The organism is Kutzneria sp. NPDC051319, from assembly GCF_040682195.1.
In the GTDB taxonomy this organism is placed as follows: domain Bacteria; phylum Actinomycetota; class Actinomycetes; order Mycobacteriales; family Pseudonocardiaceae; genus Kutzneria.
The window spans coordinates 1-23,014 of record NZ_JBFBAM010000006.1; the positions used below are offsets into that span (position 1 = coordinate 1).

The 23,014-nt window shown below is 70.1% G+C and carries 24 protein-coding genes; 9 read left to right on the forward strand and 15 right to left on the reverse strand.

What is annotated here, in order from left to right; genetic code table 11:
• Positions 1 to 92 precede the first annotated feature (92 nt).
• The gene (locus AB0M73_RS07355) at positions 93 to 386 is read right to left on the reverse strand and encodes an MGMT family protein (protein WP_363888052.1); all 294 of its coding nucleotides are present in this window, start codon (positions 384 to 386) and stop codon (positions 93 to 95) included.
• Between the two features lie 87 nt (positions 387 to 473).
• Here AB0M73_RS07355 and AB0M73_RS07360 point away from each other — a divergent pair, with 87 nt between their 5' ends.
• The gene (locus AB0M73_RS07360) at positions 474 to 1,916 is read left to right on the forward strand and encodes a M1 family metallopeptidase (protein WP_363888053.1); all 1,443 of its coding nucleotides are present in this window, start codon (positions 474 to 476) and stop codon (positions 1,914 to 1,916) included.
• Positions 1,917 to 1,954: 38 nt separating this feature from the next.
• Here AB0M73_RS07360 and AB0M73_RS07365 read toward each other — a convergent pair whose 3' ends face one another.
• Complete coding sequence (locus AB0M73_RS07365) at positions 1,955 to 4,204, reverse strand: M64 family metallopeptidase (protein WP_363888056.1); 2,250 nt, start codon at positions 4,202 to 4,204, stop codon at positions 1,955 to 1,957.
• Positions 4,205 to 4,329: 125 nt separating this feature from the next.
• Between AB0M73_RS07365 and AB0M73_RS07370 the strand changes: the two genes are divergently transcribed.
• Positions 4,330 to 5,196, forward strand: coding sequence for a GNAT family N-acetyltransferase (locus AB0M73_RS07370; RefSeq protein WP_363888058.1), 867 nt, complete (start codon positions 4,330 to 4,332; stop codon positions 5,194 to 5,196).
• Between the two features lie 15 nt (positions 5,197 to 5,211).
• A complete protein-coding gene (locus AB0M73_RS07375; protein WP_363888060.1) occupies positions 5,212 to 6,927 on the forward strand; it encodes a prolyl oligopeptidase family serine peptidase in 1,716 nt (571 codons plus the stop codon).
• On the opposite strand, the gene AB0M73_RS07380 is transcribed toward AB0M73_RS07375, so the two are convergent.
• Positions 6,924 to 7,439 carry a protein phosphatase gene (locus tag AB0M73_RS07380; RefSeq protein ID WP_363888063.1) on the reverse strand — a complete coding sequence of 172 codons (516 nt, stop codon included), beginning with the start codon at positions 7,437 to 7,439 and terminating at the stop codon, positions 6,924 to 6,926. The two genes, AB0M73_RS07375 and AB0M73_RS07380, sit on opposite strands and share 4 nt — an antisense overlap.
• Positions 7,440 to 7,471: 32 nt before the next feature.
• Positions 7,472 to 8,365 carry an SDR family NAD(P)-dependent oxidoreductase gene (locus tag AB0M73_RS07385; protein ID WP_363888065.1) on the reverse strand — a complete coding sequence of 298 codons (894 nt, stop codon included), beginning with the start codon at positions 8,363 to 8,365 and terminating at the stop codon, positions 7,472 to 7,474.
• Between the two features lie 64 nt (positions 8,366 to 8,429).
• Here AB0M73_RS07385 and AB0M73_RS07390 point away from each other — a divergent pair, with 64 nt between their 5' ends.
• Entirely contained in the window at positions 8,430 to 8,990 is a 561-nt protein-coding gene (locus tag AB0M73_RS07390) for a TetR family transcriptional regulator (protein ID WP_363888068.1), read from the forward strand.
• A 1-nt stretch (position 8,991) separates the two neighbouring features.
• Positions 8,992 to 10,293: a bifunctional 3-(3-hydroxy-phenyl)propionate/3-hydroxycinnamic acid hydroxylase gene (locus AB0M73_RS07395; protein ID WP_363888070.1), complete on the forward strand. Its 1,302-nt coding sequence runs from the start codon at positions 8,992 to 8,994 to the stop codon at positions 10,291 to 10,293.
• On the opposite strand, the gene AB0M73_RS07400 is transcribed toward AB0M73_RS07395, so the two are convergent.
• Entirely contained in the window at positions 10,275 to 10,862 is a 588-nt protein-coding gene (locus AB0M73_RS07400; RefSeq protein ID WP_363888073.1) for an SDR family NAD(P)-dependent oxidoreductase, read from the reverse strand. The two genes, AB0M73_RS07395 and AB0M73_RS07400, sit on opposite strands and share 19 nt — an antisense overlap.
• Here AB0M73_RS07400 and AB0M73_RS07405 point away from each other — a divergent pair.
• Together AB0M73_RS07405 and AB0M73_RS07410 are read left to right on the forward strand one after the other, a co-directional pair.
• On the forward strand, positions 10,843 to 11,193 hold the full coding sequence (locus AB0M73_RS07405) for a LysR substrate-binding domain-containing protein (protein ID WP_363888076.1): 351 nt from the start codon (positions 10,843 to 10,845) through the stop codon (positions 11,191 to 11,193). The two genes, AB0M73_RS07400 and AB0M73_RS07405, sit on opposite strands and share 20 nt — an antisense overlap.
• A gap of 31 nt (positions 11,194 to 11,224) precedes the next feature.
• Positions 11,225 to 11,431, forward strand: coding sequence for an HTH domain-containing protein (locus AB0M73_RS07410; RefSeq protein ID WP_043725848.1), 207 nt, complete (start codon positions 11,225 to 11,227; stop codon positions 11,429 to 11,431).
• On the opposite strand, the gene AB0M73_RS07415 is transcribed toward AB0M73_RS07410, so the two are convergent.
• Complete coding sequence (locus tag AB0M73_RS07415; RefSeq protein WP_363888079.1) at positions 11,394 to 12,173, reverse strand: S1 RNA-binding domain-containing protein; 780 nt, start codon at positions 12,171 to 12,173, stop codon at positions 11,394 to 11,396. The genes AB0M73_RS07410 and AB0M73_RS07415 overlap by 38 nt on opposite strands.
• A gap of 89 nt (positions 12,174 to 12,262) precedes the next feature.
• Here AB0M73_RS07415 and AB0M73_RS07420 point away from each other — a divergent pair, with 89 nt between their 5' ends.
• Positions 12,263 to 13,033 (forward strand): SDR family oxidoreductase, encoded by a 771-nt coding sequence (locus tag AB0M73_RS07420; RefSeq protein WP_363888081.1) that lies wholly within the window; start codon positions 12,263 to 12,265, stop codon positions 13,031 to 13,033.
• Here AB0M73_RS07420 and AB0M73_RS07425 read toward each other — a convergent pair.
• From AB0M73_RS07425 to AB0M73_RS07465, 9 genes are all read right to left on the reverse strand, one after another.
• Complete coding sequence (locus tag AB0M73_RS07425; RefSeq protein WP_363888084.1) at positions 13,030 to 14,193, reverse strand: acyl-CoA dehydrogenase family protein; 1,164 nt, start codon at positions 14,191 to 14,193, stop codon at positions 13,030 to 13,032. The genes AB0M73_RS07420 and AB0M73_RS07425 overlap by 4 nt on opposite strands.
• Positions 14,194 to 14,207: 14 nt before the next feature.
• Positions 14,208 to 15,260 (reverse strand): hypothetical protein, encoded by a 1,053-nt coding sequence (locus AB0M73_RS07430; protein WP_363888086.1) that lies wholly within the window; start codon positions 15,258 to 15,260, stop codon positions 14,208 to 14,210.
• 44 nt (positions 15,261 to 15,304) lie between these two features.
• On the reverse strand, positions 15,305 to 16,963 hold the full coding sequence (locus tag AB0M73_RS07435) for a glycosyltransferase family 39 protein (RefSeq protein ID WP_363888088.1): 1,659 nt from the start codon (positions 16,961 to 16,963) through the stop codon (positions 15,305 to 15,307).
• Positions 16,964 to 17,144: 181 nt separating this feature from the next.
• Positions 17,145 to 18,098: a PHB depolymerase family esterase gene (locus AB0M73_RS07440; protein ID WP_363888091.1), complete on the reverse strand. Its 954-nt coding sequence runs from the start codon at positions 18,096 to 18,098 to the stop codon at positions 17,145 to 17,147.
• Positions 18,098 to 18,862: an amino acid ABC transporter ATP-binding protein gene (locus AB0M73_RS07445; RefSeq protein WP_363888094.1), complete on the reverse strand. Its 765-nt coding sequence runs from the start codon at positions 18,860 to 18,862 to the stop codon at positions 18,098 to 18,100. Before AB0M73_RS07445 ends, AB0M73_RS07440 begins: the two co-directional genes overlap by 1 nt.
• Entirely contained in the window at positions 18,859 to 19,599 is a 741-nt protein-coding gene (locus AB0M73_RS07450) for an amino acid ABC transporter permease (RefSeq protein WP_363888097.1), read from the reverse strand. Before AB0M73_RS07450 ends, AB0M73_RS07445 begins: the two co-directional genes overlap by 4 nt.
• Positions 19,599 to 20,450, reverse strand: coding sequence for a transporter substrate-binding domain-containing protein (locus tag AB0M73_RS07455; protein ID WP_363888099.1), 852 nt, complete (start codon positions 20,448 to 20,450; stop codon positions 19,599 to 19,601). The genes AB0M73_RS07450 and AB0M73_RS07455 overlap by 1 nt, the downstream gene beginning before the upstream one ends.
• Complete coding sequence (locus tag AB0M73_RS07460) at positions 20,447 to 21,274, reverse strand: creatininase family protein (RefSeq protein ID WP_363888102.1); 828 nt, start codon at positions 21,272 to 21,274, stop codon at positions 20,447 to 20,449. Before AB0M73_RS07460 ends, AB0M73_RS07455 begins: the two co-directional genes overlap by 4 nt.
• Positions 21,271 to 21,957, reverse strand: a complete 687-nt coding sequence (locus AB0M73_RS07465) for an FCD domain-containing protein (RefSeq protein ID WP_363888105.1) — start codon at positions 21,955 to 21,957, stop codon at positions 21,271 to 21,273. The genes AB0M73_RS07460 and AB0M73_RS07465 overlap by 4 nt, the downstream gene beginning before the upstream one ends.
• Positions 21,958 to 22,030: 73 nt before the next feature.
• On the opposite strand from AB0M73_RS07465, the gene AB0M73_RS07470 reads away from it, so the two are divergent.
• Positions 22,031 to 22,984 carry an aldo/keto reductase gene (locus AB0M73_RS07470; RefSeq protein ID WP_363888108.1) on the forward strand — a complete coding sequence of 318 codons (954 nt, stop codon included), beginning with the start codon at positions 22,031 to 22,033 and terminating at the stop codon, positions 22,982 to 22,984.
• Positions 22,985 to 23,014: the final 30 nt, after the last annotated feature.

Below are 23,014 nucleotides of genomic sequence, written 5' to 3' on the forward strand. Positions count from 1 at the left end.
CGCGTTCGTCGTCAGTGAGCACGATCGGGACCGCTACCGGGTAAGGCATAGATCTCGTGTACCCACTGACAACGAACTAACAACTCAGGACACTAGTCCTCCGGCTGCCACCGGTACTGCCGGAGATTGACCCGCTGGCCGTCGGCCAACACACCCTCGGCCCGCAGCCGCGCCAGCTGCTCGTGCGCGATGTGCGGCGAGGGCGTGCCGTTGGCCCGCAGGATCCGGTGCCAGGGCAGGTCGTGGCCGTCCTCGGACAGCAACGCCCCCACCATGCGCGGGCTGGGCGCGCCGACCATGGCCGCGATGTCGCCGTAGGTCGACACCTTTCCCGGCGGCACGTCCTTGATCGCTTCCCGCATCCGCTCGTGCAATGCCTCGTCCATGTGCCGATTATGCCCGCCCGGTGACAGCTTCTTGACCGTTCCCCACGGCGACGCCCTGGGCGCGTCGGCGTGGCTAGCGTCGCGGGCATGCGACGAAGCATCACGGCCGCGGCGATGTCCGCGGCACTCAGCATCGGGGTCGGCGTCCCGGCGTTCGCCAATCCCACGCCGGGGGCCGACCATCTGGGCGACCGGGTGTTCACCAACCTGGGCAACGGCGGTTACGACGTCGGGCACTACGACGTCGCCTTCGACTACCGGCCGGGCACGCCGCTGATGGACTCGGGGGTGCGGATCGACGCGACGGCGACGCAGGACCTGTCGTCCTTCAGCCTGGACTCCACCGTCCGCAAGATCAATTCGGTCCGGGTGGACGGCCGGCCCGCCCAGTTCCGGACACAGGACAGCACCGAGAAGCTGTACGTCACACCGGATCGACCGCTGGCCAAGGGAAAGCGGTTCACGGTGGAGATCTCCTACGTCTCCGACCGCACCTACGACCCGGTGTCGCCGGCCCCGGCCGATCCGCGGAACGTGCACTGGTTCGAGAAGCCGGACGGGTTCGTCACCTTCGCGCAGCCGGACCGGGCGCACGAGTTCTTCCCCGGCAACGACCATCCCAGCGACAAGGCGACGATCACCTCGCACATCACGGTTCCCAGCGACGTGCAGGCCGTGTCCAACGGCACCCTGCGGGACAAGAAGGCCGAGGGCGGCCGCACCACCTACACGTTCGGCACCAAGGACCCCATTCCCACCGACACGGCGGTGTTCGCGGTCGGCCACTTCACCGAGATCGACGCCAAGGGGCCGAACGGCCTGCCGCTGCGCAGCTACGTGGCCACAGCCCAGGCCGATGCCAGCAAGACCTTCGTGGACGACATCCCGAGCCAGGTCGCGTGGGTGGAGAAGCAGCTCGGACCGTACCCCTTCGAGACCTACGGCGTGCTCGGCGTCGACGGCGGTTACTTCGCGGCCATGGAGAACGCCACGCTGTCCACGTTCGACGCCAAGTCCGGCCTGCAGGGGGACATCGCGCTCACCGCGACGATGGTGCACGAGCTGGTGCACCAGTGGTTCGGCGACGCCGTGTCGGTGAACCGGTGGAGCGACGACATGTGGCTCAGCGAGGGCCACGCCAGCCTCTACAGCTTCCTCTACCAGGGCGACAAGGGTTTCCGGCCCACGGAGACCGGCCTCAAGCAGTGGTACGAGCAGGACAACAGCTTCCGCGCCTCGGACGGCCCGCCCGGGCGGCCGAAGGACACGATCAGCGTGCTGGGCACCACCAACAGCGCCGCGCTGATGCTGTACGGCCTGCGCACCATGGCCGGCTCCGACACGTTCCAGCGCATCGAGCAGACCTTCTTCCGGCAGTTCCGCAACCGCGCGGCGTCCACACAGGACTACGTCGACGTGGCGAACCGGGTCTCCGGCAAGGACTACACCGCGTACTTCAAGGACTGGCTGTACGGCGACCACACGCCGCCGATGCCCGGCCATCCGGACTGGGCGCCCGGCCAGGTGTGATGAGAGGGGGCGCTGCCGACCGGCGGCGCCCCCTCACGTCAGCACTGCCCGAACGAGCCGCCGCGCACGGTGTTCGGCGCGGCGATGTTGCTTGGGGCCGGCGTGTTGCCGACGCAGCTGAGCGCGCCGGCGACCGTGATACCGGCCACCACTGGCTGCCGCGATCCGGTGTGGCTGCCCGAGACGCTGAGCGCGCCGGTGACGCTGCCGCCGACGATCGTCAGGTCCTGCGCGGTGCCGGCGATGCTCGCCGCTCCGCGCACGGTGGTGTCCAGCAGTTCGACCGCGTTGGCCGCGGTCGCGGTGACGCCGCCGGTGATCGTCGAACTCGTGGCTACGAGCGAAGCACCCGGCTGCACCACGATCGCGCCGTTCAGCTGGGCGTGGTCGAGGCACGTGACGCCGTCTCGGACCACCAGTGCACCGTCGTGGCGGCCGGTGATCGTCGTCGTGCAGGCCGGCGGCGCCGGCAACAGGTTCACCTGGAAGCTCTTGGCCGCCGCGGTGTTGCCGGCCGCGTCCGTGGTGCGGTACTCGATGGTGTGCTGGCCGTAGCTCGGTGTGGCATCGTCCCAAGGGGACAGTCGCGGCTTGCCCAGCTTCCCGTAGACGAGATGGTCGATCTCGGTGCCGCTCGGCGTGAAGTGCCACGGCTGGCTGGAATCGGTCGGCCAACCGAAGTAGTTGAACCAGCCGTCCCCGTCGGTGCGGAACTCGCTGACCAGGGAGCCGGTGCGGTCGTCGGCCGCGGTCAGCTTCATGGTGAACGGTCCATTGTAGACGTACTCATTGGTGCCGTCGGCCCTGTGCACGGTCACCAGCGAGTCCGACAGCTTGTAGTCGGTGGACGGATCGGTGGCATCGACGGTCCAGCTGCGGGTCTTGCCGCCGACCTTCGCGGTGACCGTGTGCGAGCCGGTCAGCTTGAGGCCCTTGAGGTCCACGTCGTTGGCCGCGGTCGGCAACGCCTTGCCATCCAGCGCCCACTGCACCGGCACGACCTGGTTGGTCGGGTGGGTGGTGTCGGCGAAGACGACCTCGTCCCCGCCGAGCGGGCGGTCCGTCTCGGTGGTGTCCGCGAAGTCCAGCGCCGTCGTCGTCGGCGGCGTTTTCACCGTGGTGTCGACGTTCCAGCTGCGGGTGGCGGTCAGCGCCTGGCGGATCGCCGGGTCCCGCACGAAATCGGTCGGGTCGGCGACGGTCGCCGTCACCTTGTGCCTGCCCGCCTTGAGGTTCAGCTGGCGCAGGTCCAGCTGCTGGCCGTTCGCGGCGAGCGCCTTGCCGTCCACGGTCCAGGTGATGGTCAGCTGGTGGCTGTTCGGGTGCATGGGCACCACCCACACCACCCGGTCCGCGCCGATCGTCTTCGTGGTCGGCGTCGAGTCCTGGACGATGCTGGTCTTGGCCGAGATCGACTTGACCATGTCCTCGCGGCCGACCTGGTCGTAGTAGTAGCCCAGCGTCTTCATGATCGAGTGCGCGCTCGGGCGCCACACGCCGGTGCCGCTGTACATGCCGGACTCGTAGCGGCCGATCGTGCCGCCGGACTCGCTCGGCTCGCCCAGCCAGCGCCACCACTTCTTCTGCTGCTGGGTCATCTGCTGCTCGGTCAGCAGCGTGTGGTGCACCGAGTCCGGCTCGCCGTCGGTGTACGCGTCGCCGCGCACGCCCCGGGCGTAGTAGTCGTACTCGTCCTGGAGTCCGCCCAGCGAATGGCCCAGCTCGTGCGGCGTGATCAGCGACGACATCGCGTTGCCGCCCGATGCCGTCGCGTACGTGCCGCCGACGCCGCCGTACGTCGTGCTGTTGGCGATGGCCAGGATCTGCCGGTTGGACGCGGTCGTGCCCGGCACCAGGTTGGCGTAGGTGGTGGCGGCGCTGTCGTCCAGCACCAGCGCGCGCTGCACGCCCTGCGGGTCGCAGCCCTCCCAGAACGCCATGTGCAGCGGCGTGTTCCGCTTGGGCGAGGTCAGGTCCGGGTCGCAGCTCACGCCCGACTCCGGCGACGGGATCTCCACCGAGTACACGTTCATGTAGTTGCGGTACGACTTGTACGGCTCGATCGTGAACAGCACGTTCATGTGCTTGTCCACGTCCGCGCGGAACTTCGGCATGTCCGCCGCCGTGTAGCCGTCGCCGAGGATCACCAGGTTGAAGCGCTTCGCCGGGTCGCCCGTCACCCGGATCGGCACCACCGTCGCAGCGGCCGTGTCCGCCTGTGCCGTGATCGGCAGCGGCAGGAGGGCCAACGCCGACACCATGCCGGCAATGAGGATTCGTCTCAACACCGGCCTGACGCTAGGAACCGGCCATTCCACCCGCAAGGGGCCGAAAGTCGGCTTGTTTCACCGGATTTCCCGCTAATTAGCGAAAACCAGATGCCGTTGGTCGCGCGATCGTGTGTGATTGGGCCATGGGGATCACGCTGGGCCGGCCCGGGGTCGACGAGCTGGGCGAGGCCGTGGGCGCGCTGCGGGAGTGGCAGCGCGAGGGCGCGCCGATGCAGCTGCATCCGGGGGATCTCGGCTGGCACTGGCGGTTCGGTCCACAGGCGATGTCCACGTCGGTCGTGACCTGGAGCCGAAACGACCAGATCCTCGCCGTCGGGCTGCTCGACACGGCCACGATATTGCGGCTGACGATCGCGCCGGAGGCCCGCCAGGACGAGGAGCTGGCGCGTCAGCTGGTGGTGGACGTGAGCGACCCGCAGCGCGGTGTGCTCCCTGAGGGCCCGGTGAACATCGAGTCGCCGGCGGACGCGCTGTTCCGCCAACTGCTGGCAGACAAGGGTTGGGGCACCGACGAACCGTGGACGCCACTGCTGCGCGACCTCACTGAGCCGGTGCCGGATCCTGGCGTGCGGATCGAGGTGGTCGGGCCGGAGCAGGCGCGGGTGCGGGCCGCCGTCCATGCGGCGTCGTTCGGCCGGGCGACGTTGACGGCCGACAGCTGGCCGGTGATGGCTGCCGGCTTGCCGTACGCCGACGCCCGGTGCCTGGTCTCCTACGACGGACAGGACAACGCGGTGGCGGCAGTGACGGTGTGGTCGGCCGGTCCGGGCAAGCCCGGCCTGCTCGAACCGCTGGGCACACATCGGGATCACCGCGGTCACGGCCACGGCCGGGCGATGAGCATCGCTGCGGCGGCCGCGCTCCGCGAGCTGGGCTCGTCGAGCGCGCTGGTCTGCACCCCCAGCGCCAACGTCGCCGCCGTCGCCACCTACGCGTCAGCCGGCTACCGGCCCCTGCCCGAGGTCTGTGACCGACGCCGGGATGCCTAGTTAGTGTCAGCGATCGTGCTGACCGCCGAGATGATCGTCGACGCGCTGGACGCGGCCGTTCCCCGTGTGTCGCCGGACGGGCGGTGGGTGGCCTACGAGCTGCGACCGGCCGGCGAGGTGTGGCTGGCCGGCGTGGACAGCCCGCCCCGGTTCCTGACCATGGGCGCGAACCCGCGCTGGGCCGGGGATTCGGTCTACGTGGTCGTCGACGGCACGTCGCTGCACCGGGTGGAGCTGACCGGATCCGCCACGGTGGTGGTCACCTGGGCGGCCGGCATCGACGACCACCTGCCGTTGGCCGAGGGCGTGCTGTTCATCGCCCCTGACTCGGTTTCCGAGGGCATCGAGGTTCGGGGCGTTCCCCGGCCGTCACGGCTGCGTCTGATCGACTCCGACGGAATCCGTGTGCTGTACGGGGATCGGCACGTCGTCGAGGTCACCCGGCAGCCCGGCGGCGGCCCATTGGCGGTGCTCACCTGGTCCAGCCACGAGTTCGATCCCGGGCTGCTGGAGCCGGAGCTGCACGTAGTGTCGCTGGACGGCTCGGTGCGGGACCTCGGGCCGGCGGTGGCCGGGGCGCACTCGCCGGTGTGGCGCCTCAAGGGGTCGTGGCGGATCGCCTATCTGGCCTCGACGCCGCCCGGCCTCCAGTCCGGGACGGCCGTGCACGATGTGGTGGACGGCAACGTCACTTTCGGGCTGCCGGCTTGCCCGTTCGAGCTGGTGCAGACCGAGGACGGCGACCCGTTGATGGTCGTCGCCGAGGGGCTGGAGACCGCGGTGCACCGGCTCTCGGCCGGGCCGGTGTCCCGGCATACCGGCCTGGTCAAGCAGGTCAGCGTCGGCGGCGATTCCCTCGCGGCGATCATCAGCACCGCATACGAGCCGCCGAACGTGCACCTCGACGGCGTGCGGATCACCGACACCCGGCCGTGGGCCCGTGACATCGCCTGGGGCGTCCAGTCGCGGCTGCCGTATCGGGCTTCGGACGGTCTGGCGCTGGAGGGTCTGGTGGTCGTGCCGCCGACCGGGACCGGCCCGTTTCCGCTGGTCACGATCGTGCAAGGCGGTCCGTACGATCGGCACAGCGACAAGTTCTCGCTGCACTGGGCCCCGTCGGCGCAGTGGTTCGCCCTGGCCGGCTACGCCGTGTTCCTGCCCAATCCTCGCGGCGGCCAGGGCCGTGGGCACGAGTTCGCCGCGGCCGTGGCCGGTGCCGTGGGGCAGGAGGAGTGGACCGACATCCTGACCGGCATCGACCTGCTCATCGCCGACGGCGTCGCCGATCCTCAGCGGCTCGGCATCGCCGGCTGGAGCCACGGCGGCTTCATGGCCGCGTGGGCCATCGGGCACACCGACCGGTTTTCCGCTGCCGTCATGGGCGCCGGCGTCACCGACTGGGGCATGCTCGTCGGCAGCGGCGAGTACGGGCGCATCGAGGCGGCGCTGGGCGGCAGCACCGGGTGGGAGGGCGTCGGTCCGCACCGGCACGACGAGCTGAGCCCCATCTCGTACGCCTCGGCCGTGCGGACTCCCGTGCTCATCGTGCACGGCGCCGCCGACACCAACGTGCCGCTGGCCCAGTCCGAGTACTTCCACCGGGCCTTGCGGCACTACGGGGCCACGCACGAATTCGTCGTCTATCCCCGTGAGGGCCACTCCCTGCGGGAACGCGGCCACCGGCTCGATCTGCTCAACCGGATGCGGGCCTGGTTCGACCGCTGGCTCTAGATCGGCGCCTCCAGCCCGCTGAGCAGCGAGGCGACGCTCAGGCCGGTGGTCAGGTAGTCGACGAAGGTCGCGTTGTTCAGCGCCTGGTCGGAGCGGGCCCGGCGCACCATCCCGATCGCCGTGCGCGCGTCATGGCCCAGCTCGATCAGCGTCTGCGCCGTCAGCAGCCCCGACCGGTTGTGGCCCACCCGGCAGCGGACCAGCACCTTCCGTCCCGCCGTCAGCTCCTCGGCCGCCATCACCGCCAGCTCCGCCACCCGGTCGATCTGCGCCGGCAGCAGCGGCGCGTCCGGAATCTCGTGCACCACATGCCTTTGCCCCGTCCCCGGCCCGTGGTTCGGCCGAGTGAACAGGCTGAACACCACATCGAACTCGTCGGTCACCACCGCTGCTTGCAGTTCCCCGTGGTCGTCGATCCACTCGTGGCCGCCCATCCACAGCCGCTCCGCGACCTCGTTCCACGGCGCCCGTGGCGGCGGTGTGTCCCGATCTCCTTCTCGCGTCCTGCGCACCTGGCCCTCCCCTTCCAGCGACGCCCCTGACGCTACTTCAGTCCGTGGGGGCTTGGACGCCTTGCGCTGCGCATCGCCGCCCACGGATCAAGGCCGGTGAGCTCGATGCTGCGCTCCCACACCGACTTGGCCAGCTCCTCATCGGCCAGGATGCCGCGAACGGGCTCAAGCCGGGGAACGCCCCTTAGCCCGAACATCCGCGGGCCCCAGAGTTGACCGCTGTGAACTTCAGGATCCAGCACGCACCGCACGGCAGGCCAAGCCCCGGCGTCCTTGCCCTGCAAGAGAAGTCGCTGAGGGTGCGGCCCGCCGGGACGGGTGTGCACGGGTGGGCGGGAAGGCGTGAGGGTGTCGAGGGCGCCGCCGGGATGGTTGACGACGCTGACCACACCGCCCCGCCGGGCCAGCTCGAAGCCGAAGAGCATCTGGGCGAGCTTGGAACGGGCGTAGGCGCGCTTGCCCTCGTGTTCGTGGGCGGGGAACGACGCGGACTTGGCGACGAAGCTGCCGGTGGTGACGACCCGGGACGTGGGGGACAGGTACGGGGCGAGCAGGGCGGTCAGGGCGAAGTGGCCGAGGTGGTTGATCGCGAACGTGCGCTCGTCGGGATCGGGGCCCTCGATCATCACGCCGGCGTTGAGCACGACGGCGTCGAGGGGAGCCGTCAATCGATCGACGGAGCTCGGCAGCGAAGGACGGTCGGCCAGGTCCAGCGGCAGAAAGCGCAGCGACGCCGAGGGGTGGACGGAGCGGATGGCGGTCATGGCGGCTTCGGCGCGGGCGGCGTCGCGGCAGCCGAGCAGGACGGTCGCGCCGGCGCCGGCCAGCTGCTCGGCGACGAAGTAGCCGATGCCGGCGTTGCCGCCGGTGACCAGCACGGTGCGGCCGTCGGCCCGTGGCGGGTGGTGCACGTCCCAAGAAGTCATATCGACACCGTAATCGGAATGGCTCCGAGTTTGCAATGGCTTCGGTCACGGGTACGGTGGCCCCATGACGCAGGGGCGGCGTGAACGCAAGAAGGAGGCCACGCGGCGGGCGCTGGCCGACGCGGCCAGGCGCCTGTTCCTGGAGCGCGGCTTCGACAGGGTCACCGTGGCGGAGATCGCGGAGGCGGCCGACACGGCGGTCTCGACCCTGTTCGTGCACTTCCCGGCGGGCAAGGAGGCGCTGATCCTCGGCGACGGCGCGGAGCGCGAACGGTCGCTGACCGAGGCGGTGCGGGAGCGCGGCGACAAGTCCGTCCTCGACGCGTTGCGGGACTTCCTCGCCACGCGCGGCCCCTTCGAGGCCGACCCGGAGACCCAGCCCGTCGTCGACCTCGTCACCACCACGCCGGCGCTGCGGGCCTACGCCCGTCTCATGTGGACGAACAACGAGGCGGCGCTGGCCGAGGTGATCGCGGCGGAGACCGGCCGCGAAGCCGATGTGTCGCTCCGGCTGCTCGCTCGCTACGTGCTGGAGATCCCGGACCTGGCCGGCACCGCGCCGAACGCCCCGGCGGCGCTGGACATCGCGTTCGAGCACCTCAAGCGCGGCTGGCCGGGCCTCTGACATGGCGTCGGTCATCGTGGTCGGGGCGGGGCCGACGGGCCTGACCGCCGCCGCGCTGCTGGCCCGGCACGGCGTCGACTGCGTGGTGCTGGACCGTCGACCCGAGCCGCACCCGCAGCCCCGGGCCGTGCATCTCGACGACGAGGTGCACGCGATCCTGGCCGGCATCGGCGTCGACCTCGGCGCCATCTCCCGGCCGGCCCTGGGACTGCGGCTGCTCGACGCGGACCTGGGCGTCCTGGCGGAGTTTCGCCGCGGCTCGACGCCCGGCCGGCACGGCTTCCCCGAGGCCAACATGTTCGACCAGCCCGACCTGGAGCGGTTGCTGCGTGAGAAGGTCACCGTTCTCGACGACGTCGAGGTCACGGAGATCACCCAGCACGGCGATCATGTGCGGGTGAACGGCGAACGGGCCGACTACGTACTGGGTTGCGATGGCGCGAACAGCTTCGTGCGCAACGCGATCGGCGCGCGGATGCGGGATCTCGGCTTCGCGCAACGATGGCTGGTGGTCGACATCGAGACCGAGGCCGAGCTGGGGCAGTGGGAAGGCGTGCACCAGGTCTGCGACACCCGGCGCGCGGCGACGTACATGCGGGTCGGAAAGTCCCGCTACCGCTGGGAGTTCCGGCTCCGTGACGGCGAGACCGCCGCCGACTACCAGGACCTCGGCGCGGTCCGGGAGCTCATCGCGCCGTGGACCCGGATCGCGGACCTGAAGTTGCGTCGGGTCGCCGAGTACACCTTCCGGGCCCAGATCGCCGACGAATGGCGTCAGGAAAGGGTTTTCCTGCTCGGCGACGCCGCCCACCTGACGCCGCCGTTCATCGGTCAGGGCCTCGGGGCCGGCCTGCGGGACGCGGCGAACCTCGCCTGGAAGCTCGCCGCGGTCCACAAGGGAGAGTTGCCGGCTTCGGTGCTCGACACGTACCAGATCGAGCGGATGCCCCACGCGCTGACGATGATTCGCCTGGCCAAGCTGCTCGGCGCGACCATGACCGAGGGCGGCGAGCTAGGCAACCTGCTTCGCCGCGTCGTCATGCCGCGCCTGCATCTGGTACCGGGGTTGAGGAATCGGGTGCTCAGCAGCGAGACGCCCGCCCTGCACCGGTCGGAACTCGTGCAGCGGCCCCGATTCCGTCGCGGCCTGGCCGGAACCCTGTGCCCCGGCCTGATGCCCGACCGGATGACCGTCGTGACGCCCGAGACACACCCGGAACTCGCCGACTGGCTGCGTCAGGGGCGAGCGCGCGCGGCGATCGTCCGTCCTGATGGGATTGTGCTTCAGGCGTCGAGCATCTGACGCGACAGTTCCCGCAACCGGTGCGCATTCTCGGGATCCACCGCGTAACGGGCCACACCTTGCAGCCGCGCGCCGCGACGATCCAGCGTCTCGGCTTCGTTGCAGTCGGCGAAGTACCGGCCGCCGACACCCTCCAACAGGGGAGAAGTGGCCACCAGCACGGACGTCGCCGCGCCCTGCTCGACCGTCTTCACCAGCTCCGGCGGGATCGTCCCGCTGCCGCCGCCTCCGGTGTGCCGTTGGAGGTTGGTGAAGATCGCGCCGGGCATCACGGCATTGGCGGTGACGCCGTCCGCGGCCCAGCGCCGCGAGGCCTCGACCGCGAACAGCACGTTCGCGGTCTTGGACTGACCGTAGGCCAGCCACGGATCGTAGCGGCGGAACGCGAAGTCGGGGTCGTCGAAGATGAACGGCGACAACATGTGCGCGGTCGAGCTGACCACGACGATTCGCGCGTTGCCGGCGGCCTTGAGCGCCGGGTGCAGTGCGGTGGCGAGGGCGAAGTGGCCGAGGTGGTTGGTGGCCAGCTGCGTCCCCGCCTCACATCCCTTGGCCCGCAAGGACTTCATCGAACTGTCCGACCTCCACGGCCAGCCTTGGATCGCCGGTTCCGGCACCGCCATGGGCGTCTGGCCCGGCCTCGACGAGCGTCCCGTCATCGCCCACTCGGTTCGCGACTGGTTGGCCAAGCTGCACCTGGTCGCCGCCGGCTGCGGGCTCACCACCGTCGGCGACTCCCTCTCCGACGCCGTTCCCCCGGGCGTTCGCGTGCTGCCCGTTCGCGGCGGTTCCCACGAGCACCGCCGCATCCTCCTGGCCAAGCTGCCCCGCCCCCTGTCCGAGCCCGCCGCCCGCGTCGCCGACGCCCTCCGCGCGGCCGCCGTGACAACTGGGGGTTGACACGACAACCCCCGGTTGTCATGCTCGTGTCATGACCACCGACCCGCACCGCGAAACCTTTGACCGCATCAAGGAAGTCCGCGCCCAGGCCATCCACCATGCCCGCCTGGCCCAGCAGCTCGCCGCCGAACGCCGCGACCTCATGCAGTCCCTCATTGCCCAGGGAGTCACCCAGTCCGACATCGCCCGCGAACTCGGCGTCACCCGCCAGGCCATCCAGAAGATGCTGTCGGTCTGACCTGGAGGCGTCGCCATACGGAATCCATCTCGGTGACCGTCACCATCAGCTCGTCGCCGACCGCCGGCCAGGCTTCGATGTCGTCGGCGTGGAGCAGACCGGCCACCCCGTCCGTGATCTCCACGACTGCGCCGAACGGCAGTAGTTTCAGCACCCTGCCGCGGAATTGCTGGCCGACCGCGATGCCGTCGTGTGGATCCGGTTGCCGGGCCTTCAGCGACAGTCGGGCCTCGCCGTTGGTCGTGTCGAATTGGAGAAACTCGCCCTCCACCCGCTCGCCTACTCGCACGACGTCCTCCACCGCGTCGAAATGACGCCAGGACAGCTCCGGATACGTGACGAAGCCGACGCCCGGAAAGACCGGGTGCGGCGGCTCGTCGTCCAGCCTCACGAACACGCCGAACTTCTCGATCGACGCCACCGTGCCGGTCAGCACCTCGCCAAGGTGTCGGGCCTTGAGAAACGCCCACAGTTCCGGATGTCGGGTCGCGGCCGAGGAGAGGCGCACCTCGCTCCGTTCGTGATCGACCCCGATCACCTCGCCCGTGATCCTCTCGCCGACCACCGGCTCCACACGCCGTCCCCACCCGGCGTCCAGTGATCCCACCACCCCCAGCGGCCGACCGGGAAAGCCGTCCAGTCTCACTGTCGTGTGGCGGTCGATGCCCGCCACCGTGCCGCCCAGGATGTCGCCCACTCGTATTCTCGCCAGGAACTCCCGTTCGCCCGATCCGCCCGTCACCCGTCGATCATGCCAGGAGATGTTGCTGGCTTCCGGCGGGTGTGGATAGCTTGCGGGGCCGTGGCTTCGACCCGATGGGAGCGCTACCGATGGACCTTCAGTTGCGAGGGAAGACCGCGTTGGTCACCGGGGCGAGCCGGGGGATCGGGCTGGCGGCTGTGCGCGCCCTCGTTGACGAGGGGGTTCGGGTTGTGGCGGCGGCGCGTCACGTTGAGGGCGAGCTGGCGTCTCTGCCGGTGGAGGCGGTGGCGGTCGACCTGTCGACCGCCGACGGCGCGGCTCAGGTCGTGGACGAGGCGGTGTCGCGGGTCGGCGGCATCGACGTTCTGGTCAACAACGTCGGGTTCGTGCACCCGCGCCCGGCCGGCTTCGCGTCGGTGACCGATGACGACTGGTTGGAGACGTTCAACCTTGACCTCATGTCCGCCGTACGCACCACGCGGGCCGCCCTGCCCTCCCTCCTCGATCGAGCCGGCTCGATCGTCACCGTGTGCTCGGTCAACGCCACCCTCCCCGACCCGCTGGTGGTCGACTACAGCGCCGCCAAGGCCGCCTGTCTCAGCTTCTTCAAGTCACTGTCCAAGGAGCTGGGTCCGCAGGGCATTCGGGTCAACACCGTCAGCCCGGGCCCTGTCGCGACCGACCTCTGGCTCGGCACCGGTGGCGTCGCCGAGACTGTCGCCGGCGCCGGCGGTGACGCCGGCGCTGTCGCCGACAGCGTGGCCGCCGGTGCGGCCACCGGCCGCTTCACCCAGCCCGCGGAGGTCGGCGCCCTCATCGCGTTCCTGGCCAGCCCACTCGTCGGCAACCTCACGGGCGCCGACATCATCCTCGACGGCGGCATGACGCCGACCATCTAACGCCCCGAGTCGGGGGTGAGGCCGCCGCGACGGATCAGCTGGCGGATGATGACGTCGCGCTGGATCTCGTTGGTGCCCTCGCCGACGATCATGAGAGGGGCGTCGCGGAAGTAGCGCTCGACGTCGAACTCGGTGGAGTAGCCGTGGCCGCCGTGCACGCGGATGGCGTCGAGGGCGACGGTCATGGCGGTCTCGGAGCAGAAGAGCTTGGCCATGCCGGCCTCGAGGTCGGCGCGGGAGCCGGAGTCGTAGCGGTGGGCGGCGTGGAGCAGGAGCTGGCGGGCGGCGGTGAGGCGGGTGGCCATGTCGGCGAGGAGGTGGCCGACGGCCTGGTGCTGCCAGACGGGCTTGCCGAAGGAATGGCGCTGCTGGGCGTAGGAAAAGGCGTCGTCGAAGGCGGCGCGGGCGACACCGGTGGCCCGGGCGGCGACCTGGATGCGGCCGATCTCCAGGCCACGCATCATCTGGGCGAAGCCGGCGCCCTCGACGGAGCCGAGCAGGGCGGTCGTGGGCACGCGACAGTCCTGAAAGGACAGTTCGCAGCTCTCGACGCCCTTGTAACCCAGCTTGGGCAGGTCACGGGCGACGGTGAAGCCGGGGACCTTCTCCATGAGCAGCACGCTGATGCCACGGTGCGGAGGGTCGGCCTCGGGATCGGTCTTGCACAGCAAGGCGACGAGCCCGGCCCGACGGGCGTTGGTGATCCACGTCTTGCTGCCGTTGACGACGTACTCGTCGCCGTCGCGCCGGGCGACGGTGCGCAGGGCCTGGAGGTCGGAGCCGCCGTCGGGCTCGGTGAGGGCCATGGCGGCACGGAGCTCGCCGGTGGCCATGAGGGGCAGGTAACGGCGCTGTTGCTCGGGGGTTCCGTGCTGGAGAAGGAGTTTGGCCACGACGGTGTGGCCGCCCATGGCGCCGGCGAGGCTCATCCAACCACGGGCCAACTCCTCGGTGACGAGGGCGAAGCACGGGGTGGACACGGCGGATCCGCCGAACTCCTCGGGGATGGCCAAGCCGAAGACGCCGAGCTGCTTCATCTGCTCGATCAAGGCTTCGGGATAGGTGTTGTCATGCTCCAGCTGCCGCGCGACAGGTCGCACATCCCGGTCCACGAAGTCGCGCACGGTGTCGACGATCGCCTGCTCGGTGCTGTCCAACATCTCCCAGTCCCCTCCTAGCGGCAGTCCAGGACGCGGCCGTCGACGGTGCCGATCAGCAGCCCGGAATCGGCACTGGCCAATGACGATCCTACGGTCGGCTGGCCGTGGACGCTGAGTTCTTGTTGCCACACCACGGCTCCGGCGTCGAAGTCGACGCCGAGCAGTGCGCCGGAGTTCAAGGTGACGTAGAGGAGCGAGCCGTCGAAGTGGAAGGCGGTCACCGGATGGTCGAAGGCGAGGTGCCACAGGATCTCGCCGTCGGGGCGGTGCCGTGAGATCTCGGGGCCTTTGCACGCCAGGGTGCCCTCGACCTCGACGACCGGATCGAGTGACCACTCCAACTCGTCGGTGGGAAGCCGGGATTCGAGCCGGGGACCATCCACAGTGGCCAGAATGCGGCCGTCGGGGAGTGGGGCGACGGCCCGGATCAGACCGCGATGCGACCAGTCGGGCGACAGCGCCTCGACGGCGGCGCGGGCCTGGTCGGGGGTGACGATGTCGCTGTCCCGCAACGGACCGTCCAGCTCGTCGAAACCGATCTCGCCGTCGCCGACGGCGAGCCAGTCGTCGCGCGTGACCATGGCGTCGAAGCCGATGGTCATGGCGGCGTTGCCGAACTCGGACTCGCTGAACGGGGCCAGAGCGAGGTCGAGTACGCGGCCCTGCCGCCAGGTCCGCCACCGTACGGCCCGAACCTCGCGGCTGTCGGCCAGCGCCGACACGACTGTGCCGGTGTCGAGGTGTAGGAGCAGCAACTCGCCGTGGAAGCTCCAGCCGCCGTCGTAACTGCCGGTCCCGACGGCCAGCAGCGGTTGCCGAGGATGGAAGTCGACGGAGCGGACGGGGTAGCGCAGGCGGAGCAAGGTCCGGCAACGCAGGTCGGACCGGTCGTAGAGGCCCAGCACGTGAGGTCGCCAGCCCTCGGCGCCGCGCTGGTGCAGCCAGCCCTGATGCCCGCCGATCGCGATCAACCCGCGGTCCGGGTCGACGGCGACGGCCCGCGGCTCGCCGACCTCGGCGAACGGGTGATCACCCAGCACGCGGTGCACGGTGAGGGACTGCGGCACGACCAGACCTTACGCCCGCGAGCAGCAGGAGAGCGCTCTCCGGCCTACTTTCCTGCACAGTCGTACAGATGCGGGCGGACCTGCGGACAGTGCTCGGCGGCCCAGGCCACGTTCTTCTGCGCCACTGTCTTCGCCGGCTTCTTGACCTCGCCCTGCACGTACCGGAGCTGCCCGGTGTGGATCAGCGACCGGAACTCCGAGGCCGTCGGGAACGGCGTCTTCGCGCTGAAACCGCCCATCGGCAGCACGCTCGCCCCGGCCTGCGAGATCAGCGTGGCAGCGGGCCCGGCGCCGTCGACGGCGAGCACGTACCGGGCGTTGCCGCTGCCCCGCTGCACGTAATCCAACAGCGAACGGTCCTCTTTGGACAACAGATGGGGTTTACGGGGCTTGGCCCCCACCGAAGGGTTGGCGGCATTGGCCTTCGCCACGGCCTGATCCGTCGACAAGGTCCAGGCGGTGGGGGTGATCAACACGGCGACGAGCCCGACGACGGCGCCCAGTGCTACCAGCCGTGACGAGCGGGCGGCCAGCAGGGCCAGCACGGCGAACAACGCCAACACCGCGACCGCCGCGGTCAGTGATCGGTGGGGGAGCACCAGCGCCCAACCGGCGGAAACGAGCACGACCATCGGCAACAACCACGGGCGACGGGCGCGTTCCCGCCAGAACAACACCAGCCCGGCCCCGGTCAACGCGGCCACGGCCGGCGCCAGCACGACCACGTAATAGGCGTGACGGAACTGCCCGAACCCGAAGGCCAGCAGGTGCACGGCCAGCCACATGCCCCACATCGCGTACCCGCCGCGCTCACGCGTCCACAACAGACCGAGCACGATGGCCAGCAGACAAATCGGATACATCCAGCCGATCTGCACGAAGGTGTGCTCCGACAACAGATCCCGCCAGCCGTTGCGGCCGCGCAACCGGCTCGCCGCGTTGTAGCCGAGGACCATGCTCAGGGGATTGTTGTCGCTGGTCGCGTCGATGTACGGGCGGTCGGCCGCCGGGGTCAGCAGGGTGATCACCACCCAGACCGACGACACCGCCAGCACCACGCTGCCGGCCACGCACAGCCGCCCGAGACGCCGGCGCGCGAACACCAGGTAGCAGAGGGCGAACACCGGCAACACCAGCCAGGCCTGCACCATCTTCACGTGGAACGCCAGGCCGATCCACACCGCGCACGGCCACAGCGGCTTGTCGTCCAGCACGCTGCGCTGCCACGCGCCGGCCGCGCACACCAGCAGCAGGGTCAGCAGCGTGTCCGCGATCTGGGCCTTGGCCAATGCCGCCGCGATCGGCGTCAAGGCCATCACCAGCGCCGCCAGCAGTCCCGCCGCCGGCCCGGTCCAACGCCGCACCACCTTATACAGCACCAGGACCGTCGCCACGGCTTCGAGCACCGACGGCAGCGCCACCGACCAGTCGTGAAAGCCGAACACCCGGACCGACAGCGCCTGCAACCAGAACGCGCCGGGGATCTTGTCGATGCTGATCGAGCCCTGCGGGTCGAACCCGCCGAAGACGAACGCCCGCCAGCTGCCGGCCATGCTCCGGACCGCGGAGGCGTAGTAGTTGTGCACCGGCCGGACCGTGATGCCCCAGGCGTAGATGACGGCGGCCAGCACGCCGATCACTGCCAGCGCTGACCGGATCAGCGTGGTCTGGGTGAAACGAGGATATCTGGACGGACTGGGCACAGCTTCTGTTCCGGCCAGGCCCGGGGCGGATCCGGTCAGTGTCCGTCCGAACGACATGGTGAAGCCCCCAAGGAAGACGGGCTGCCCGGCGGTCGGCGGAGTGAGGTCGGTGCCGTGCTCATGCTACCGGCAAAGGCAAGGGATGCTCGCCCCCCGACAGGGCGAGCATCCCCGGTGCCGGTCAGAGGTGGGCGGTGAGCGGGTGGGCGTTGAAGAAGTCCCAGATCACCTGGGTCGCCTTGACGGTCTGGGTCGCCGAGCCGGGGCCGCTGTCGACGAGCTCGCCGGGCCAGGTGTGGCCGGCGCCGATGATGCGGTAATGGGTGACGTCGGCGTGCTGGGCGCACGACGACCAAGAGAACTGGAGGACGTCGGTGCCGATGGCGGTCTGCGTGGGGCCGGTGGCGCAGTGGTTGTGGGTGGCCCAGTTCTGGGCCCAGTCCATCAGCGCCGGGGTGGGCACGCCGTGGCTGACGTCACCGGTGTACACGATGGTCGGGTCGGCGGTGCCGTGGAAGTCGACGATGGGCGCCGGGGCGCTGGTCGAGCAGCCGGTGGTGGTGCCAGGGTAGAAGGCGCCGGCGATGGTGCCGAAAGCGGCGATACGGAAGGGAAGCTGGCAGGCCAGCAGGGACACGAAGCCAGCCCCGTTGGACTTGCCGGTGGCGAAGATGCGGTTGGGGTCGACGCACAGCGTGGCCTGGAGCTTGTCCAGCAGGTCGCTGACGAACTTGACGTCGTCGACACCCTCGGCGGCGTACGGCGCGCTCTCCCACGCCCGCTGGTCGGCCTCGCCCTTGACACCCACGGGATACACGGCGATGGCGTCCAGGTTGTCGATGCCCGAGAAGGCCTCGATGTCCGAGCCGTCGCCCTTGCGGCCGTGGAAGGCCATGACCACCGGGGTCGGGTGGAAGGGCTGGTAGCCGGCCGGCAGGTGCAGCAGGTACTCGCGTTCCAGGCCACCGGAGGTGACGGTCTCGTGGGTCGTCACGCCGGTGGCCGGCGCCTGCCGGGACAGGCAGCCGAGGGACAGGATGGGGTAGTTGTGCACGGCCGGCGCGGCCGAAGCCGTTGCCGGCACGAGGAAAGCGGCGGCGACCGCGGCGGCGGCCGCGAGAGGGACGAGTCTCATCACAGAACCTGCTTCAGGAAGGACCGGAGCCGGTCGGATCTGGGGGAGTCGAAGAACTCGGCGGGACGGGCGGCCTCCAGCAGTCGTCCCTGGTCGAGGAACACGACCTGCTGCGCCACCTCACGCGCGAACCGCATCTCGTGCGTGACCACGATCATCGTCATACCGCGGTCGGCGAGGTTACGCATGACCGCCAGGACCCCCTTCACCAGCTCGGGGTCCAGGGCCGAGGTGGCCTCGTCGAACAGCATGACCTCGGGGTCCATCGCCAACGCGCGGGCGATGGCCACCCGCTGCTGCTGCCCGCCGGACAGCTGCTCGGGCCGTCGATCCTCCAAACGGGACAGACCGACGGACTCCAGGTGCCTGCGGGCCACCTGCACCGCTTCGTCCCGTGCGCGCCCGAGAACCCGTTGCTGGGCCAGGGTGACGTTGTCCAGCACGGTGTGGTGTGGGAACAGGTGGAAGTTCTGGAACACCATGCCCACGCGGGTGCGGATGCGGTCGACGTCCGCGCCGGGATCGGTGATCGCCTCGTCGCCGATCAGGATCCGCCCGGAACTGGGCACCTCCAACAGGTTCGCGCACCGCAGCAGCGTGGACTTGCCGGAGCCCGACGGGCCGACGATGCACGTGGTGGCGCCGCCGGGCGCCTCCAGCTCGATGTCGTGCAGCACCTGGTTCTGCCCGAAGCTCTTGTCGATGTGCTCGAACCGGACCGCGGTGCCGGCGCGGGTCCTGCCGTTGGGCGTCATGGTGGTCATGCGGCGGCCTCCACGGGCGGCAGGGCGGAGACCGGGCGGCCCTCGCGCATCCGCCGGTCCCACGCGTTCACGGCGTAGGTCAGCGGAATGGTGATCACGAGGTAGAACAGGCCGGCCGCCACCAGCGGGGACAGCGAGGCGTTGTTGCTGGAGGTGTCCTGGGCGATGGCGAACATCTCCCGCTGCCCGGTGGCCAGCCCCAGCAGGTACACCAGGGCCGTGCTCTTGATGACGAGGATGAGCTGCCCGGTCAGCGCCGGCAGCACGCGCCGGAACCCGATCGGGACGATGATCAGCCGCATGGTCCTGGATCGGGACAGGCCCAGGCTGCGCGCGGCCTCCACGATGCCCCGCTCCACGCTCTGGAAGCCGGACCGGAAGATCTCCGCCATGTACGCGCCCTCCATCAGCCCGATGGCCAGCGCGGCGTAGCCGTACGTCCAGCTGCCGAACACGTTCAGGCCGGCCAGCGGCAGGCCCTGCCCGATGAGGTAGATGGACAGGATGTGCGGCAGGCCGCGCAGGATGTCCACGTACCAGCGGCAGGGGTAGCGCAGCACGGCCCGCCGCGACATCAGGCCACCGGCCAGGAAGATTCCGACGACCAGGCCGATGGCGCTGGCCAACACGGTCAGGAACAGCGTGTTGAGCAGGCCCTCCCGCAGCAGCGTCGGCAGCGTGCCGAAGATCAGCGGCAGGTCGAAGAACGTGTCGAGGACATGCTGGAGACCGTCCATCAGGAACCTGCCCCCGGGCGCTGCCGCATGCCGGGATAGGCGGCGATCATGTCGGCCGGAATGGCCACGCCCTTGGGGTTCCACTTGTCGAACAGCTTGGTGTACGTGCCGTCGGTGATCACCGACTTGAGCGCGTCGTCAAGGGCCTTCTTCAGCTCCGGCCGGTCCTTGGCCACCGGCAGCGCGGTCGGGCCGCTGGTGATGGACGGCGAAGCGGTGTAGTCCGGGTGCTTGCTCACCAGGTCCAGCGCGGTGGTGTCGCCGGTGAACAGGCCGTCGACCTGGCCGGCGGTCAGTGCGTTGGCGCTGGCGGCGATGTTCGGGAACTCCTTGACCGTGACCGTCGCAACCTTGGCCTTGAGCAGGGGAATCAGCTCGCTGCCCCGGGTGATCGCGACCGTCTTGCCGGCGGAGGCATCCACAGTGGACAATGCGGCGTCCTTGCGGCTGACCATCTTCGCCTCGCCGAAGGACACCGGGCTGGTGAAGTCGGTGACCTGCTTGCGGGCGTCGGTGGCCAGCGTGCCGAACGCGGCCGTGTCGTACTTGTGGTTGCGCACGTTGGGCAGCATGGACGCGAAGTCGGTGGCCGTGTACTTCGGCGTCACCTTCATCCTGTCGGCCATGGCCTGGGTCAGCTCGATCAGGAAGCCGGCGGGCTTTCCGTTGTCCACGAAGGAAACGGGCTTGTCGTCGGAGCGGAACGCGAACGAGATCGTGCCGGCTTCGACGGTGTTGAGCGAGTTGCTGCCGGCGCCGGCGGGGGCGCCCCCGCAGGCCGCCAGGGACATCCCGGCGGCGAGCGCGACGGCGGCCACTCCGATACGGCGTCGGGTCGGGGCGGCGGTCATGAGGTCTCCAGTGCGATGTGGGCGGGTGGCGGGGCGGGGCTGCGGTCCGGCAGGCCGATCAGGCCGGTCAGGAAGTCGCAGACGCGGTCGACGACGGCGTCGACCAGTAACGCGCCGAGCTCGGCGGTGGCCAGGCGCGGGTCGCCCAGGTTGCCGGTCCGGCTGAGGGCGTCGTAGCCCTGGGGGAACTGGATGCCCGGATGCGATCGGGCCAGCCGTCCGGCCGGGTCCAGATCGTCCAGGGTGGCGCTGCCGCGCACGAGCCGGTCGGGCAGCACGAGCTCGGGATCCACGTACAGCGCCTGCGAAGTCTCGATCTCGCAGGAGTGGCCGCGGACGGGGCTGTCGGAGTTCTGCTTGACCAGATCGGACACCACCGGGGTGACGCCGCTCCACGCGATGTGCGTGTCGGTGAACTCGGCGCGCAGCCGGGACACCGCGACGTCGACCGCGGCGTTGTTGCCGCCGTGGCCGGTCAGCACGAAGATGCGGCGCCAGCCGTGCCGGTGCAGGCTGGTCACCAGCTCGACCACGATCTGCTGCAGTGTCACCGGGGACAGCGTGAGCGTGCCCGGGAACGCCATGTGGTGCTCGGACATACCCACCGGGATCGTCGGCGTGACAACGACTTGCGGCGACATGCGGCGGGCCACCATGTCGGCGACGGCCTCGGCCCGCGCGGTGTCGGTGCGCTGCGCCATGCCCAGACCGTGCTGCTCGGTGGCGCCCAGCGGCACGATCGCGACCGGCGCGTGCGGCCGGAGCTCGTCGATCTCGGGCCACGTGAGGTCGGCCAGCCGGTGAGTGCGGGGTAGGTAGGTCATTCGGGGGTCCCCAGGTGGTCGGTGACGGTGGTGCGCAGGTCGCGCAGGTGCTGCTCGGTCAACAGCCGGGCCTGCTCGACGTCGCCGGACTCGACGGCAAGGAAGATCGCCACGTGCTGCTCGTAGTCGCGGCCGCGGTTCTCGATCTGCGCCCGCAGGGCCCTCTGCTCCCGGCTTCTCGCCGCGAGCAGGGAGTCGACCACTTCGAACAGGACCTGGTTGCCGGAGGCGGCGGCCAGCTCGCGGTGGAAGTTCAGCTTGGGCCGGTTGTCGTCGGCCGAGCGCTTGGCGGTGTCCACCGCGCGGGCCAGGCGCTCCAGGTCGTCGACGGTCCGGTTGGCCGCGGCCATCGCCGCGATGCCCGGCTCGATGGTCAGCCTGGCCTCGACGAGCTGGATGATGTGCTCGTCCTTGAGCGGCGTGGAGTTCGGGTTCGGCATCAGCATCCGGTGGATGCCGTCGCCGACGTAGATGCCCGAGCCGTGGCGCATCCGGACCGCGTCGGTGGTCTGGAGTCTTCGCAGGGCTTCCCGAATGGTCGGCGTCGTCACGGCGAATCGCGCGGCCAGCTCGCGCACGGTGGGCAGGCTGTCGCCCGGGCCCAGCGCACCCGCGCTGATCAGCTCAAGCAGGCCGTCGACCAGTCGGTCGGACAGTCCGCCGGACTGCGGCGCCTGTGACATGCGGCACTCCTCTCGGTCGAAGTGACTAAATCACTTGCTCAATCCATCGTCAAGCCCTGAGTACGGTATTGGTATGCGCTACGAGACGTTGGGGGCGGCCGGACCGCAGGTGCCGGCGCTGATTCTCGGCTGTGGCAACTTCGGCGGCATCGGCTCCCCGATCCAGTTCCGGGGCAAGGGCGACAGCCGGGACGCGGCCTTCGGGACCATGGACGCCGCCCGGGACAGCGGCATCACGATGTTCGACACGGCCGATGCCTACGCCGGCGGCATCTCCGAGCAGTGGATCGGGGAGTGGTTGGCCGACCGCAAGGCACATAACGACATAGCCGTTACAACGAAGGTCGGCGGGCCCACCGACGCGGGCAGCGGCCTGTCCCGCGACCACATCCGCGGCCAGATCGACGCCAGCCTGGCCCGACTGGGCGTGGAGCGCGTGGCGCTGTACCTGGCCCACGGTCCCGATGAGACGGTGCCGATCGAGGAGACGATCGGGACCTTCGACGAGCTGGTCGCGGCCGGCAAGATCGGGGCCTACGGCGTCAGCAATGTGACGGCCGCCCAGTTGTCGGCGGCAACGGCGGTCGGGCGGCCGGTGAACGTGCAGAACGGGTACAACCTGTTCGACCGGCTGACCCAGCAGGACCTGTGGCCGGTGTGCCGGGCCGGGGGCGTCGGGTTCTCCGCCTACAGCCCGTTGGCCGGCGGCCTGCTGACCGGCAAACACCGGGCCGGCCAGCCCTATGCCGCCGGTTCGCGGATGGCGCTGCGGCCGCCGGAGTTGACGGATTTGTCGGTGGACAGCGCTTTCCGTGCGCTGCCCAAGCTGGCCGAGCTCGCCGACGGGTACGGCGTGCCGCTGACGACGCTGGCCCTGGCCTGGGTGCTGACCGACCCGGGCGTGACGTCCGCGGTGGTGGGGCCGCGCTCGCCCGAGCACCTCAAGCCCCTGGTCGCGGCCGTGGATCTCGACCTGACGGCCGACCAGCGGACGGAGTTGGCGACCGTCAGCAATTCCAACGCATAGGGACACCTAATCGGGGGCACCGAATCGGCG